At 64.6% G+C, this 14,072-nt stretch carries 13 protein-coding genes and 1 pseudogene; 3 read left to right on the top strand and 11 right to left on the bottom strand.

All coding sequences use genetic code 11. From position 1 onward, the window contains the following. From EOA60_RS03380 to hisS, 6 genes and pseudogenes are all read right to left on the bottom strand, one after another. Positions 1–244 (bottom strand): annotated as a pseudogene (locus EOA60_RS03380) (ionic transporter); the annotation flags it as partial. A 255-nt stretch (positions 245–499) separates the two neighbouring features. Next, positions 500–1,114, bottom strand: coding sequence for a poly-gamma-glutamate hydrolase family protein (locus EOA60_RS03375; RefSeq protein WP_127325202.1), 615 nt, complete (start codon positions 1,112–1,114; stop codon positions 500–502). An 80-nt stretch (positions 1,115–1,194) separates the two neighbouring features. Further along, the gene (locus EOA60_RS03370; protein WP_095825778.1) at positions 1,195–2,961 is read right to left on the bottom strand and encodes an AMP-binding protein; all 1,767 of its coding nucleotides are present in this window, start codon (positions 2,959–2,961) and stop codon (positions 1,195–1,197) included. 70 nt (positions 2,962–3,031) lie between these two features. Next, positions 3,032–3,730, bottom strand: a complete 699-nt coding sequence (gene hisG / locus EOA60_RS03365) for an ATP phosphoribosyltransferase (protein WP_128311066.1) — start codon at positions 3,728–3,730, stop codon at positions 3,032–3,034. After that, a complete protein-coding gene (locus EOA60_RS03360) occupies positions 3,727–4,848 on the bottom strand; it encodes an ATP phosphoribosyltransferase regulatory subunit (RefSeq protein ID WP_066989230.1) in 1,122 nt (373 codons plus the stop codon). The genes hisG and EOA60_RS03360 overlap by 4 nt, the downstream gene beginning before the upstream one ends. Before the next feature lie 174 nt (positions 4,849–5,022). Further along, on the bottom strand, positions 5,023–6,525 hold the full coding sequence (hisS, locus tag EOA60_RS03355) for a histidine--tRNA ligase (RefSeq protein ID WP_095825780.1): 1,503 nt from the start codon (positions 6,523–6,525) through the stop codon (positions 5,023–5,025). 229 nt (positions 6,526–6,754) lie between these two features. On the opposite strand from hisS, the gene EOA60_RS03350 reads away from it, so the two are divergent. Beyond that, positions 6,755–6,991, top strand: a complete 237-nt coding sequence (locus EOA60_RS03350) for a hypothetical protein (protein WP_066989234.1) — start codon at positions 6,755–6,757, stop codon at positions 6,989–6,991. A 126-nt stretch (positions 6,992–7,117) separates the two neighbouring features. Here EOA60_RS03350 and EOA60_RS03345 read toward each other — a convergent pair whose 3' ends face one another. Continuing rightward, positions 7,118–7,756, bottom strand: coding sequence for a DNA-3-methyladenine glycosylase I (locus EOA60_RS03345; protein WP_095825781.1), 639 nt, complete (start codon positions 7,754–7,756; stop codon positions 7,118–7,120). A 217-nt stretch (positions 7,757–7,973) separates the two neighbouring features. On the opposite strand from EOA60_RS03345, the gene EOA60_RS03340 reads away from it, so the two are divergent. Together EOA60_RS03340 and EOA60_RS03335 are read left to right on the top strand one after the other, a co-directional pair. Then, on the top strand, positions 7,974–8,714 hold the full coding sequence (locus tag EOA60_RS03340) for a L,D-transpeptidase (protein WP_095825782.1): 741 nt from the start codon (positions 7,974–7,976) through the stop codon (positions 8,712–8,714). 340 nt (positions 8,715–9,054) lie between these two features. Further along, positions 9,055–9,975 carry a bifunctional 5,10-methylenetetrahydrofolate dehydrogenase/5,10-methenyltetrahydrofolate cyclohydrolase gene (locus tag EOA60_RS03335; protein WP_095801078.1) on the top strand — a complete coding sequence of 307 codons (921 nt, stop codon included), beginning with the start codon at positions 9,055–9,057 and terminating at the stop codon, positions 9,973–9,975. Here EOA60_RS03335 and glcF read toward each other — a convergent pair whose 3' ends face one another. The 4 genes from glcF to EOA60_RS03315 form a co-directional block, all read right to left on the bottom strand. After that, positions 9,976–11,301 carry a glycolate oxidase subunit GlcF gene (gene glcF, locus EOA60_RS03330; RefSeq protein ID WP_095825784.1) on the bottom strand — a complete coding sequence of 442 codons (1,326 nt, stop codon included), beginning with the start codon at positions 11,299–11,301 and terminating at the stop codon, positions 9,976–9,978. Positions 11,302–11,370: 69 nt separating this feature from the next. Then, a complete protein-coding gene (locus EOA60_RS03325) occupies positions 11,371–11,760 on the bottom strand; it encodes a DUF4870 domain-containing protein (protein WP_067327357.1) in 390 nt (129 codons plus the stop codon). Next, positions 11,757–13,013, bottom strand: a complete 1,257-nt coding sequence (locus EOA60_RS03320) for an FAD-binding protein (protein WP_095825785.1) — start codon at positions 13,011–13,013, stop codon at positions 11,757–11,759. The genes EOA60_RS03325 and EOA60_RS03320 overlap by 4 nt, the downstream gene beginning before the upstream one ends. Before the next feature lie 64 nt (positions 13,014–13,077). Beyond that, positions 13,078–14,072, bottom strand: a 995-nt coding sequence (locus EOA60_RS03315) for an FAD-linked oxidase C-terminal domain-containing protein (RefSeq protein ID WP_128311064.1), incomplete at its 5' end; no start/stop codon positions are given.

Genomic DNA, 14,072 nt, shown 5'->3' with positions numbered 1-14,072 from the left:
TCACGGCAAAGGTCAGCACCAACGTCCCGTACGGCTCCCCCACGCGCCGGGCCACTGCCTCGGCGTGGTCGAGCACCACGAAAATTGTGATGAACATGATCGCACTCGAAAGCGCTCCAACGACAATCCTGATGTTCAGCGAACCTTCGTCAACCGAAAGGCCGCTGGCTCTGACCGCGACAGCCGTCACCAGGGCGGCCAATGGCATCGTGTAGGAAGTCACCGACCGCGCGAAACCAGTCATTGAAGCCCCTGCGTTTCCGCGAATTTAGCGGAAAAGCCTGTGGGAAGCACCCCAGCCGACATCATTGCGAAGTGGACGGACCGATCACCCGGCGTTCGACTTCTTTGCAGAAAGCCGACCCGCTGCTGCCGAGGATGCGCGAGGAGTTGCGGCGCCGGCTGTTCCAGCGCACCGAAACGACCATCCACAAAGCACCCGTGCTAGGACTTCACGCGTGCGTGGCGTACTCCCCTTGCCGGTCTGGGTGAGGCGGCTTTAGGACACGATCGAACAGCTTCTGGCATCGACGGTGTCAATCGCCTTGCGAACCGCCGTGCAGAATTTTCCCAAAAGTTCCGGCTCGTTCCCCAGCCGCTGGCGCAGGGAGAAGGGTATCTCCAGCTGCGCTCCTTTGCCGGTCAATCCACGATTGACGATGTTCAAATCGCCGATGCCTGGAAAAATATGGTTGTCCCTTTTGGTGTTGAAGCCGGCTTCCTGGAGGCGCCGAACTATCTCTGTAATCAGCGCGGCATCCTTGCCGCCCATATAGATTGTCGAGGGATCGTCCCGATCCTGGCGACCGTGGATAGCGACGACAATCGACTTCGCCCGCACCAAGTCGAGCGCGGATTCCTCGTCAAAGTTATTTGACGTTATGTGCAACTCGCGATTGTTTTGCGGCATCAGTCCTTCAAAGCAATACAGATCCAGATCGCTCCCTGCCACCGTCTCGGCAATCAGGGAGGTGCGGGGCTCGATCTTCCCACCGTGCGGCGCGAGGACGATCGCATTGCCGGTTCGAGCGCCACGCCGCACGACGATGCGATAGTCCACGTTTTCAGTTTTGGCGGCCTTCAGCGCCGCGAAATTTGGGAACTCGTTGTCCATAATCCCATCCAAACGCGTGGTCGGCAGTTGCGCTTCGAGCGCGTTTTGCAAAGGCTGAATATTTCCGGATCAATCCCGCTTCACGCCGTCTTCTGCGCCACCAGCCCCAGTTCCTCCACCATTGCCTCGCGCATCAGAAATTTCTGCGGCTTGCCGGTCACTGTCATCGGCAGCTCGGTGCGGAAGCGGATGTAGCGCGGCACCTTGTAATGCGCGATCTGGCCGCTGCAGAAGGCCTTGATCTCCTCAGCGGTGGCGATCTGGCCGGGCTTCAGCACGATCCAGGCGCAGATCTCCTCGCCATATTTGTCGTCGGGAATGCCGAAGACCTGCACTTCCTTGATCTTGGGGTGGCGGTAGAGGAATTCCTCGACCTCGCGCGGATAGACGTTCTCGCCACCGCGGATGACCATGTCCTTCACCCGGCCGACAATGTTGCAATAGCCCTCCGCGTCGATCGTCGCGAGGTCGCCGGCGTGCATCCAGCCGTCAGCGTCGATCGCCTCGCGGGTTTTTTCCGCGTCGTCCCAATAGCCCTTCATCACCGAATAGCCGCGTGTGCAGAGCTCGCCCGGCTCGCCGACCGGGACGGTGGCGCCATCGGCGCCGATCGCCTTGACCTCGACATGCGGATGGATGCGGCCGACCGTGGAGACGCGTTTTTCCAGCGGGTCGTCGACGCTGCTCTGGAAAGAAACCGGACTGGTCTCGGTCATGCCATAGGCAATGGTCACTTGCGCCATATGCATCAGCGAAACCACCTTCTTCATCACCTCTATCGGGCATGGCGAGCCGGCCATGATGCCGGTGCGCAGGCTGGAGAGGTCGAAGCTAGAGAAATCGGCATGATCGAGCATGGCGACGAACATGGTCGGCACGCCATAAAGGCCGGTGCAACGTTCCTGCGCGACGGCTCTGAGCGTCGCGCCCGCGTCAAAACCTTCGCCCGGGAAGACCATCGTGGCGCCTTTGGTGACGCAGCCCATCGTGCCCATCGACATGCCGAAGCAATGATAGAGCGGCACAGGGATGCAGAGCCGGTCGTCGACGGTGAGCTTGATCGCCGAGGTGACGAAGCTGCCGTTGTTGACGATGTTCGAATGGGTGAGTGTCGCGCCCTTCGGCGCGCCCGTCGTTCCGCTGGTGAACTGAATGTTGATGGCGTCGCCGGGCCTCAGGCTTTCGGAGATGCGATCGAGGCTGTCATGCTCGTCGCGTCCGGCCATTGCGAGCACATCGCCGAAATTGAACATGCCGGGCGAGTTGTCCTCGCCCATGCGGATGACGATCTTCAGCGATGGCAGCTTCTCTGCCTCGAGCTTGCCGGGCTCGGCCTTGGCGATCTCCGGCGCCAGCGTCTCGATCATGCCGAGATAGTCGGAGGTCTTGAAGCTGACCGCCGTGACCAGCGCCTTGCAACCGACCTTGTTGAGCGCATATTCCAGCTCGCTGAGCCGGTAGGCCGGGTTGATGTTGACCAGGATCAGGCCGATGCGCGCGGTGGCGAACTGCGTCACCAGCCATTCCCAGCGGTTGGGCGACCAGATGCCGACGCGATCGCCCTTCTCCAGGCCGAGCGCCAGGAAGCCGGCGGCCAGCGCGTCGACCGCATCCGACAGCTCGCTCCAGGTGAAGCGCTTGTCTTGGCCGACGAAGACGGCGGCATCGAGCGTGGCGTATCTGCTCACCGTATCGGAGAACAGTTCCGGAATGGTTTTGTCGAGCAACGGCGTCGAACGGTCGCCCGAGACATGCGCCCTGCCGTCCATCGGAGCAATGAAGGTGCCATGCGTTCCGCGCCCGCGCAGATTGGTGGCGTTCATGAGCTCGTCGAGTTTGATCGCCATCGCCGTCACCTCCCGGGATGAGCCAGCCTATCAGCCTGCCGGGACGGTGGAAACCCGCCGAAGGTATGGGTTAAGCGACCAGCGCAGCCATCTTCGTGGCGATGCCACGCAACTGTGCCTCATCGGCCGCGTCGCGGACCTTCCTGGAAGCAACGAGACAGGCTTGCGACTTCAGGATTATTCCATCGCCCAGCACCTTGAGATGGTTGGCGCGCAGCGTCGAGCCGGTGGTGGTGATGTCGACGATGACGTCGGCAAGGCCGGCCGCCGGTGCGCCTTCGGTGGCGCCGAGGCTTTCGACGATGCGGTAGACCTGGATGCCGTGCTTCAGCGAAAAGAACTGCTGCGTCAGCCGCCAGTATTTGGTAGCGATCCTGAGCCGCCGGCCATGACGCTGGCGGAAATCGGCGGCGACATCGTCGAGATCGGCCATGGTAGCGACGTCGAGCCAGATACCCGGCACCGCCACGACGACATCGGCATGACCGAAGCCGAGACGGGCGACGATCTCGGCGCGCGCTTCCCAGCCCGCGAGGTTTTCGCGCAGCAGATCCTCGCCGGTGATGCCGAGATCGACCGCGCCCTGGCCGATCTCGCCGGCGATCTCGGACGCCGAGAGGAAGGCCACCTCGACATTGTCGAGGCCGTCGATACGGGCGCGGTATTTGCGGTCGTCCTCGGGCAGAGTGACCGCCAGTCCGGCCTTGGCCAGGACTTCAAGCGACTGCTCCTTGAGACGGCCCTTGGATGGGATCGCCAGCGTGATCATCGCGTGGGCTCCCGTAATGCTTCGATGCGGTCGAGCCACACCGAGAAGCCGACGCCGGGGATAGGCTTCTTCGCGCCGAGCAGCGTCAGCAGCCGATCGTAACGACCGCCGCCCACCAGCGGACGGTCGCCACCCTGGGCAGCAATCTCGAAGACGAGACCGGTATAGTAATCGAGCGGACGGCCGAAGGCGGCGTCATAGCGGATCTTTTCGACCGGCAGGCCATGCGCCGCGATCGCCTCGGCGCGGGCCGCGAAATTTTCGAGCGCCGCGCCAAGGGACAGGCCGGCAGCGGCGGCGAATTTTTCCAGCGCCTCAGTTGCTCCGCCCAGCGCGACGTCGATCTCGAGAAATCCTTTCAACGCCGAGAACGCCTCGTCGGACAGCCGCACGCTGCGCAGTTGCGCCTTCTCGATCAGCCGCCGCGCGATGTCGGCCGGGGCGCGGCCCGAGGAGGCCGACAGCCCGGCCTCTTCCATGCCGGCGGCGATATAAGCGGCGAGGCCGTCGGTATCGCTGTCGAGCACCAGCAAGGCCACCGGACCCGACAGCTGGCTGTTGCGCGGCGGATTGGCGAGGTCGGCAAGGGCCGCTTCCAGCATCGACGCCGAGCCGAAGGCGCGGGCGAGGCGCATGCGCCAGCCACGCGGCAGGCCGAGCGCGGCCAGCACCGCCTCGAACAAGGTCTGGTCGCCGAGCGTGATGGCGAGCGGCACGCTGGGCAGCACCAGCGAGAGCAGCGCGTGCGCGTCGGCCAGCGAGCGCGCGTCAGCGGCGGCGGTATCACGATCGCCGAGATCCTCGATGCCGGCCTGGAAGAACTCGTTGCCGCCCTCGCGGCGCTGTCGGAACACCTCGCCGAGATAGGAATAGCGCCGCGGCGTGCCGGCCTGGCTGGCGATGTGGTCGAGGCAGACCGGAATGGTGAATTCGGGCCTGAGGCAGAGCGTCTTGCCGGTCTCGCTCTCGGTCAGGAAGATGCGGCGGCGCAGGTCTTCGCCCGCCATGTCGAGGAACGGATCGGCCGGCTGCAGCACGGCCACCTCGACCGCGTGGGTGTCCCGGGCAGCGAAGAGTTTTGCGACGTCGGCGGCGATGGCGGGATAGCGGGAAGTCATAAAGCACCACCTCCCCTTCTCCCCTTGTGGGAGAAGGTGGATTGGCGCGCAGCGCCAAGACGGATGAGGGGTGCTGGAAGGAATGAGACGCCGGCGCTCCCTGGAACACCCCTCATCCGACCGAGCTTCGCTCGGCCACCTTCTCCCACAAAGGGAGAAGGAGAGGTTGGCGCCCTACTTGCCACGTGCCCGCTCCTCGGCCTGCGCTGCCAGGATCTTCTTCACCTCGGAGAGCAGCTCGCTCTCCGCTACCGTCACCTGCGCCGGGCGCGCGGCGCGCCATTCCGCGTTATCGGTGATCTCGGCCGACAGGCGCGCGCCTTCGATCAGGTCCTTGATCTGCACCTCGCCCTTGACGCGCTCGTCGCCGCCCTGGATGACGGCGATCGGGCTGCCGCGACGGTCGGCATATTTCAGCTGCGCCTTCATACCGGCGCCGCCGAGATACATTTCCGAGCGAATGCCGGCGGCGCGCAGATCGGCGACCATCTTCTGGTAGCGGCCGAGGCTTTCCGTATCCTTATCCATGACCAGGACGACGACCGGCGCAATGACGTCGGAAGTGTCGAGCTTGCCGAGGTTCTTCAGCGCCGTCATTAGCCGCGAGACGCCGATCGAGAAGCCGGTCGCCGGTACCGGCTCGCCGCGGAAACGCGAGACCAGCCCGTCATAGCGGCCGCCGCCGCCGACCGAGCCGAAGCGCACGATCTGGCCGTCCTCGTTGGGGATCTCGGCCAGCAGCTCGGCCTCGAAGACCGGGCCGGTGTAATATTCGAGGCCGCGCACGACGGAGCGGTCCATCGCAACGCGGTCCTCCCCATATCCTGCAGCCCTGACCAGAGCTTCAATCGTTGCAAGTTCGCCGACGCCTTCCTGATACACAGGGTTGGCACCGACGGTGGAATCCTGGCCAGCCTGTCCCTTCCTTGCCGTTGCGAGAAGAACCGCTTCGGCCTGCGCGTCATTCAGCCCCGCGCCCTTTGCGAAATCGCCTTCGCCTTCCTTGCCGCCATCCCATCGTCCCGGGCCAAGCAGCAGCCTCACGCCTTCCGGCCCGAGCTTGTCCAGCTTGTCGATGGCGCGCAGCACCGTCAGCCTGCGCCCGGCATTCTCCTCACCGCCAAGCCCAATCGCCTCCAGCACACCGTCCAGCACCTTGCGGTTGTTGACGCGGATGACGTAGTCGCCGCGCTTGATGCCAAGCGCCTCCATCACGTCGGCCATCATCATCGCCATTTCGGCGTCGGCGGCGACGCCCGGCGTACCGATGGTGTCGGCGTCGAACTGCATGAACTGGCGGAAGCGGCCGGGGCCCGGCTTCTCGTTGCGGAACACCCAGCCGGACCGGTAGCTGCGATAGGGTTTCGGCAGGCGGTCGTAATTCTCGGCGACGAAACGCGCCGTCGGCGCCGTCAGGTCGTAGCGCAGCGACAGCCACTGGTCGTCATCGTCCTGGAACGAGAAGACGCCTTCGTTCGGCCGGTCCTGGTCGGGCAGGAATTTGCCCAAAGCATCCGTGTATTCGATCATCGGCTGGTCGACCGGCTCGAAGCCGTAAAGCTCATAGACCGACCGGATGGTCGCCATCATCTTCTCGACGGCGCGGATGTCTTCGGCGCTGCGGTCGGCAAAACCGCGCGGCAGGCGCGCTTTCGTCTTTTCCGATTTGTCGGCCATGGATGGGTCTTTTCGCTATGTGAACGCTGACTTATTTCGAGCGGGCGTGTCCTAGACGATACCGCCTTGGGCGGCAAGGGTTGGCGCCGTCCCCCTCCTTTGTGCCGAGAAGGAAAGGCCGCGCCTTCGAAACAAAACGGCGCCAAGAACGAAACAATTGCGTCACCAGCGCGGCATGCTGCCGACACAATCAAGGACCATAAAGCGCGCCGAAATAAGGGTTCGGGCCATGACGACCACGGAAGACATCATCGAGAGCAAGCCGGTTGCCAAGCTCCGGCCGGCCGGCAGCGCCACCCCCAAGCCAGCACAGCAGCCCGCAGGGCCGTTCGAGGTCGTGGCGGAAGCCCACAAGCCGACGGTGCGCGACGCGCTGGTGACCGGACTGCTGGTGATCTACCCGGCCTTTGCGGCCGTGGCGGCCATCATCGCCGGGCTGTTTCTGACAAGCGCCGGCAGCCTCTGATCTTCCCCCACCTCACAATGTGCGGACGCGTAGCGTCGGAGGCGATGAGCTCGGTTTTGCGACCCGACCCGCGCCTTCGGCGCGACCTGCCCACAAGGGGGCCATAAGGGGCAGGTAGAGGTGACGCTATTTCGGTCTCCTGAACCTCTGCCGCTCGGCCTCCACCTCTGCCCGGCAGACACAGCCTTCGAGATGGTCGTTGACCAAGCCCATCGCCTGCATGAAGGCGTAGACGGTGGTCGGGCCGACGAAGCTCCAGCCGCGCTTCTTCAGGTCCTTCGAGATCCGGACCGAGACCGCCGTCGTCGGATTGGCGCGCAGATGCGCAAGGTCGACGACCCTCGGCCGCTCGTCAGGCCCCGGCTCGAACTTCCAGAACCAGGCGGCCAGCGAGCCGAATTCATCGGCCATTTCACGGGCGCGCCTAGCGTTGTTGATGGTCGAGACGATCTTGCCGCGATGGCGGATGATGCCGACATTGCCGAGCAGACGCTCGACATCCTTGTCGGTGAGCGCCGCCACCCTGTCGAAGTCGAAATTGGCGAAGGCCTCGCGGAAATTCTCCCGCTTGCGCAGGATGGTCAGCCAGGAGAGACCGGACTGGAAGCCTTCGAGGCAGATCTTTTCGAAGAGCCGGCGATCGTCCGCTACGGGCCGGCCCCATTCATGGTCGTGATAGTGCAGATAGTCCGGCAGATTGCCGTGCCAGAAGCAGCGCGTGATACCGTCGGGGCCGTCGAGCAGGCCGGCATGTTCTTGTTCCATTGTCGGGAAATCCGTCCGTTAATGCGCCAAAGCGTCGGTTTTACGGTGGCTTTACCAGATTCCTGAACCGGCCGGTAACCACACCACAAAGTTTACTGACAAGTCGGCATTTTACGCATTTCGATTCATGTTTTGCTTGCCGCTCAGCGCCAAGGATCGCCACGCCGAGGCCTTTTCCCCCTGCCTCGGACGAGTTCGACGATCAAGGTGCGTTCCGATGAAGACAGCGTTCACTTTCGTGCTCGGCGCAGCCGCGGTGCTTGCCGCCGGCGCGACGACCTCTTTCGCCAATGACCGTTATGCCGACAGGCCGCCCGTGATGGTGAGCCCCGACCTTTCAGCGCCTTGGGTGCTGCAGCTCGGCCATGCGCCAGGGATCGTGCGCCCGAGCCGCCAGGCGACCCAGCAGCCGCTGCGGCGGCTTTTCCAGGCGCAGCCCGACCAGCGGCGCACCGCAGCCGTGCGGCAGCCTGCCAAGCGCATGGTGATGCGGCCACAGATCAACCCGATCTACCTGCCTCAGGAAGTCGCCTATGACGGGCCGCAGAGGCCGGGCACGATCGTCATCGATACCCACCAGAACTTCCTTTATCTTGTCGAGAAGGACGGCAAGGCGCGCCGTTACGGTGTCGGCACCGGCAAGCCCGGTTTCGAATGGTCGGGCACGCACAAGATCACCGACAAGAAAGTGTGGCCGGACTGGCGCCCGCCGGCGGCAATGATCGCCCGCGAGGCGGCCAAGGGTCGCTACCTGCCGACCTATCTGGCCGGCGGCATCGAGAACCCGCTCGGCGCGCGCGCACTCTATCTCGGCACCACGGAATACCGCATCCACGGCACCAACCAGCCCTGGACGATCGGGGGCGCGGTGTCCTCCGGCTGCATCCGCATGCGCAACGAGGATGTGGTCGACCTTTACGAGCGCGTCAATGTCGGAACAACCGTCGAGGTGATATAGTAACTGCGAATCAGCCGGTTAGGCGGCGCTGAGCAGTTTTGGCGGTTGCTGTTGCCCCCAAGCCATAGCGCGGTTTGGCGAGACATGCTTAGACTGGCATCGAGCTAACGGGGGACGGGCCGTGTGGGGATACGGTCAGTCACGAAGGGCAGCACGGGAGACCGCGCTGCCCTTTTCGTTTCAAGCCCGTCAACGGGTCGCCCCGGAAGCAGCATGTTTCGCATTCGGGGCTGATTTCCCAGCCCACCTCTGCTATTGCAGCGCACAATCTTGGTTTTACGCAATTCCGGACGGAAAACCGCCCTTCTGGAGTTGCTCCAGAAGGCAGAGGTTTCCACCTATGACCCGGTCCGACGACAGCCGCTATCTCAGGGGCGGTCCGGTCGCCCAGCGCATCATCGCTTCGGTACGCGAGGAAGCGGCCATCGCCACAGCGGAAGGCTTCCCGCCGAAGCTGGTCTCGATCACCGTCGGCGACACCGACGCGGTCGACGTCTATGTGCGCAACCAGCGCGCCAAGGCCGGGCTTGCCGGCATCGGCTTCGAGGAACGGCGCTTTGCCGCCGACATCACGGCGGGCGAGCTGGAAGCCGCCATTCACGGCCTCAACGCCGATCCGCGCGTCACCGGTATCATCATCCAGCGGCCGGTGCCGGCGCATATCCCGATCAAGACGCTGCAGGCGGCGGTGCACCCGCTGAAGGACGTCGAGGGCATGCATCCGGCCTCGATCGGCAACATCGTCTACAACCAGCTCGATCTCGCGCCCTGCACGGCGGCCGCATCGGTCGAGCTTCTCAAGGAGACCCGCCTGGACCTCAAGGGGCTCGAGGTGGTGGTGGTCGGCCATTCCGAGATCGTCGGCAAGCCGATCGCCTTCCTGCTGATGAGCGAGGGCGCGACGGTGACGGTGTGCCATCACATGACGCGCTCGGTGGCCGCGCATGCGCGGCGCGCGGACGCGCTGTTCGTCGCCGTCGGCAGGCCGCGACTGATCAAAGCCGAGATGGTGAAGCCCGGCGCCTGCGTCATCGACATCGGCATCAATTCGGAAATCGGCCCGGACGGCGAGAGCCGCATCGTCGGCGATGTCGACACCGAGAGCGTCAAGGAGGTCGCCTCCTGGATCACGCCGGTGCCGGGCGGCGTCGGCCCGCTGACGGTGGCGATCCTGCTGCGCAACACCATGGTGGCGCTCAGCCGTCAGCGCGCGCTCTACCGCGCGACCTACGGTGTGGCGGACCAGCTGGCGGCTGAGTAGCTATTCCGCGCCACCCAGGCTGTTCTCGGAAACGCCATCGGGCTTCGGGCCGCCATAGGCCCAGTCGAGCAATTTTATCGTGTGCACCACCGGCAGCTTCGCCGCGGACGCGATCTGCGTGATGCAGCCTATATTGCCGGTGGCAACGATTTCGGCGCCGGTCGCCTCGATATTTTTCACCTTGCGGTTGCGCAGCTTGGCCGAAATGTCGGGCTGCAGGATGTTGTAGGTGCCGGCCGAGCCGCAGCAGAGATGCCCCTCGCGCGGCTCGCGCACGACGAAGCCCGCCTTGGCCAAAAGCTCCTTCGGCTGACGGGTAATCTTCTGGCCGTGCTGCATCGAGCAGGCGGAATGATAGGCGACGATCGTGCCCGGCTTGCGCACCGGCTCGGGCAGGTCGAGGGCAGCGAGATATTCGGTGATGTCCTTAGCCAGCGCCGAGACACGAGCCGCCTTTTCCGCATCGGCCGGATCGAGACGCAGCATGAAGCCGTAATCCTTGATGGTGGTGCCGCAGCCGGACGCGGTGATGATGATGGCGTCGAGCCCGCCCTGGTCTATTGCGCGCATCCAGGCGTCGACATTTTGCCTAGCCGACGCAAGAGCCTGATCCTCGCGGCCCAGGTGATGCACCAGCGCGCCGCAGCAGCCCTCGCCTTCCGGCACCACGACCTCGACGCCGAGCCGCGTCAGCAAAGAGACGGCCGCCTCGTTGATGGCGGGATCGAGCACCGACTGGGCGCAGCCGGTGAGGATGGCGACGCGGCCGCGTTTCGTGCCCTGCCCGCCATGCACGGCGGGCGTAGCCATCCGTGATGCCGGCGGGATCGACGACGGCGCAAGCTCTAGCATGGCGGCGACCGGCTTCAGGGTCGGCAGCTTTTCCAACAGGCCGATCAATGGCCGGCCGAGCCGGGCGAGCTTCAGTGCGGCGCGGAAGCGGCCCGGATAGGGCAGCACGAAAGCCAGCATGGCGCGGGTCAGCCGGTCGAGCAGCGGCCGTCTGTAGGTCTGCTCGATGTGGGCGCGGGCATGATCGACCAGATGCATGTAATTCACGCCTGACGGACATGTCGTCATGCAGGCAAGGCAGGAGAGGCAGCGGTCGATATGGGTGACGATCTCCTTGTCCGCCGGCCGGCCGTTCTCCAGCATATCCTTGATGAGATAGATGCGGCCGCGCGGCGAATCCAACTCGTTGCCGAGCGTTACATAGGTCGGGCAAGTCGCGGTGCAGAAGCCGCAATGCACGCATTTGCGCAGGATCTTCTCCGATTCCGCGACATGCGGGTCAGCGAGCTGCGCGGCTGAAAAATTGGTCTGCACGAAAAATGTCCTTATCGTCTAAGCATGATCTTTTCCGCAAACCGGTTTCCACTTTGCTGGATCATGCTCTCATTGACCGAGAAGCCAGCTTTGCGGGTCCCTGATCGGCTCGCCACGCTGCAGCGCCTGCAGGCCGAGAATGCAGCGGACGATGAACCAGACGGCAACCGCAAACATCAGCAGGAAGCCGATCGCGAGCATCATCAGGACCACCGAGATCAGCGCGTAGAGAAGGCCGATCCAGAACGTCCTGATCAGGAATGTGTAGTGGCTTTCGACATAGCCGCCCGCCTTGCCGCGATTGATGTAGGCGAGCACGATTCCGATAATGCCGGTGACGCCGACGACAAGGCTGGCGAGATAGAGAATGTAGATGACCAGCGCGTTGGTCTGACCCGGCTCAAGCCAGCGATCGGTCTGGCGCGAGCCGCTGCCCGGGCCTGGATTGGCATTGCTCATGGTGCTGCTCCCTCCGTTGACAGAGAAAGAGTAGCAGAGCTGGAAGTAGGCGCCATGCGGCCGGGGTTGAGAATGTGCTTCGGGTCAAACTCGGCCTTCACCCGCGCGGAAAGCGCCGCCAGATACGGCGGTTGCGGTTCGAAAACGGGGAGCGCCGCGCGATGCGAGGCAGATGCGCGCGCCAGCGTCGCGTGGCCGCCGCCATATTTGCGAAGAAGACCGCGCAGCAGTTCCGCGTCCGGGTCGTCCTCGCGCATCGAGAGCCACGCGAGACCGCCCTGCCAGTCATAAAAGGCGTCAACCGCCGCCTGCATGCGCAGCGCCATCACCATATGATGCGCCTCAGACGGCGGCATCGAGACGCGCCAGACCGGCCCTGCGCCGCCATCGGCAAAAGGCACACAGTCGCGGATGTCGCGCCAGATCGCCTTCGACGCTTCGCCGGCAATTTCCTGCAGCGGGCCGGCCTTGCTGAGCAGGTTCCGCAATGCCTCGGTACGGTAGACGACCGAGGGGCCAAAGCCTTCGACGCGCAGCAGCGTCGCGGCATCGCTGCCGAGATGGCCGGCGGCGACCCGCGCGGCGATCCGCTCGGGCAGGTGCGCGGCGCTCGAGACCTCGGCGCTGGAGCCCAGCGCCAGCGCCATAGCCGCAACGGCAGCATCGTCGAGCAGGCCTCGAATGGCCAAAGTCACCTCCGTTTCCGCCGCCGGCAGCACCTTGAAGGTGACGTCGGTCAGCGCGGCGAGCGTGCCCCAGCTCCCCGCCATCAGCTTGGAAAGGTCGTAGCCGGTGACGTTCTTGACGACGCGGCCGCCCGACTTGAAGGCTTCGCCGCGGCCGGAAACCGCCGATATGCCGAGAATGTGGTCGCGTGCCGCACCCGCCTTGAGCCGGCGCGGACCGGATAGGTTGGAAGCCAGCACGCCGCCCAGCGTTCCCTTACCCGGCTCGCCGCCGAGCAGCGGCCCGTAATCCATCGGCTCGAAGGCGAATTGCTGGCCGTTCTCGGCAAGCAGCTTTTCGACTTCGGCGAGTGGCGTGCCGGCGCGTGCCGAAAGCACCAGCTCGGCCGGCTCGTAGAGCGTGACGCCGGTGAGCTTCGACAGGTCGAGCCAATGCTCGGTCTGCAGCGGCCGGCCAATGCCCCGCTTGGAGCCATGGCCGAGGATTTCGAGCGGGCTTTCCTCCGCGGTGGCCCATTGGATGGTGGAGAGGACTTCGGCGGGGCTGGATGGGGTGAAGGTGGTCATTGCAATCTCCGGTTCCTCGCCCCCGCGAAGCGGGGAGAGAAACCCAAGTTCTGGGACGTTCCCATCAAAACCTCGGAATGTCCGGAAACGCCATCTGGCCCCGATGCACGTGCATGCGTCCGAGCTCGGCGCAGCGGCGGAGCTGCGGGAAGACCTTGCCGGGGTTAAGCAGGTGGCTGGGGTCGAAGGCGCATTTGACGCGCATTTGCTGGTCGAGATCGACTTGGTTGAACATTTCGGGCATCAGGTCGCGCTTCTCGACGCCGACGCCATGCTCGCCGGTGAGCACGCCGCCGACCTCGACACACAGCCGCAATATGTCGGCGCCGAAACGCTCGGCCTTGTCGAGCTCGCCCGGCACGTTGGCGTCGTAGAGGATCAGCGGGTGCAGGTTGCCGTCGCCGGCATGGAAGACATTGGCGACGCCCAACCCGTATTTTTCGGAGAGATCGCGCATGCCGGCGAGCACGCGCGGCAGCTGCTTGCGCGGGATGGTGCCGTCCATGCAGTAATAGTCGGGCGAGATGCGGCCGACGGCCGGGAAGGCGGCCTTGCGTCCGGCCCAGAAGCCCAGCCGCTCCTGCTCCGACTGCGAGATGCGGCAGGTGGTCGAGCCGTTGCGGTAGGCGATCGCCTCGACCAAGCCGATCAGGTGATCGACTTCGACGCTCGGCCCGTCGAGCTCGACGATCAGCAGCGCCTCGACATCCAGCGGATAGCCGGCATGGACGAAATCCTCGGCCGCGTGGATCGCCGGGCGATCCATCATCTCCATGCCGCCCGGGATGATGCCGGCGCCGATGATGTCGGCGACGCATTGGCCGCCCTGCTCGCTGGTCGGAAAGCCGATCAACAGCGCGCGTGCCGTCTCCGGCTTCTTCAGGATGCGCACCGTCACCTCGGTAACGACGCCGAGCAGGCCTTCCGAGCCGGTCATGACGCCGAGCAGGTCATAGCCTTCCTGATCGAGATGGCTGCCGCCGAGCCGCACCACCTCGCCATTCATCAGCACCATCTGGATGCCCAGCACATTGTTGGCGGTAAGCCCGTATTTTAGGC

The organism is Mesorhizobium sp. M1A.F.Ca.IN.020.06.1.1 (genome assembly GCF_004023265.1).
Taxonomy (GTDB): Bacteria; Pseudomonadota; Alphaproteobacteria; order Rhizobiales; family Rhizobiaceae; genus Mesorhizobium.
The sequence above is the reverse complement of the archived record's forward strand: the minus strand, read 5'-3'. Positions and strand labels throughout refer to the sequence as shown.

What these genes read in the sequence shown, in the direction of transcription:
- EOA60_RS03320 (WP_095825785.1), bottom strand. Translation starts at nt 13,013, where the DNA reads ATGACCACCTTCACCCCATCCAGCCCCGCCGAAGTCCTCTCCACCATC.
- EOA60_RS03325 (WP_067327357.1), bottom strand. Translation starts at nt 11,760, where the DNA reads ATGAGCAATGCCAATCCAGGCCCGGGCAGCGGCTCGCGCCAGACCGAT.
- EOA60_RS03335 (WP_095801078.1), top strand. Translation starts at nt 9,055, where the DNA reads ATGACCCGGTCCGACGACAGCCGCTATCTCAGGGGCGGTCCGGTCGCC.
- EOA60_RS03375 (WP_127325202.1), bottom strand. Translation starts at nt 1,114, where the DNA reads ATGGACAACGAGTTCCCAAATTTCGCGGCGCTGAAGGCCGCCAAAACT.
- EOA60_RS03340 (WP_095825782.1), top strand. Translation starts at nt 7,974, where the DNA reads ATGAAGACAGCGTTCACTTTCGTGCTCGGCGCAGCCGCGGTGCTTGCC.
- hisS (WP_095825780.1), bottom strand. Translation starts at nt 6,525, where the DNA reads ATGGCCGACAAATCGGAAAAGACGAAAGCGCGCCTGCCGCGCGGTTTT.
- EOA60_RS03345 (WP_095825781.1), bottom strand. Translation starts at nt 7,756, where the DNA reads ATGGAACAAGAACATGCCGGCCTGCTCGACGGCCCCGACGGTATCACG.
- EOA60_RS03360 (WP_066989230.1), bottom strand. Translation starts at nt 4,848, where the DNA reads ATGACTTCCCGCTATCCCGCCATCGCCGCCGACGTCGCAAAACTCTTC.
- hisG (WP_128311066.1), bottom strand. Translation starts at nt 3,730, where the DNA reads ATGATCACGCTGGCGATCCCATCCAAGGGCCGTCTCAAGGAGCAGTCG.
- EOA60_RS03370 (WP_095825778.1), bottom strand. Translation starts at nt 2,961, where the DNA reads ATGGCGATCAAACTCGACGAGCTCATGAACGCCACCAATCTGCGCGGG.
- EOA60_RS03350 (WP_066989234.1), top strand. Translation starts at nt 6,755, where the DNA reads ATGACGACCACGGAAGACATCATCGAGAGCAAGCCGGTTGCCAAGCTC.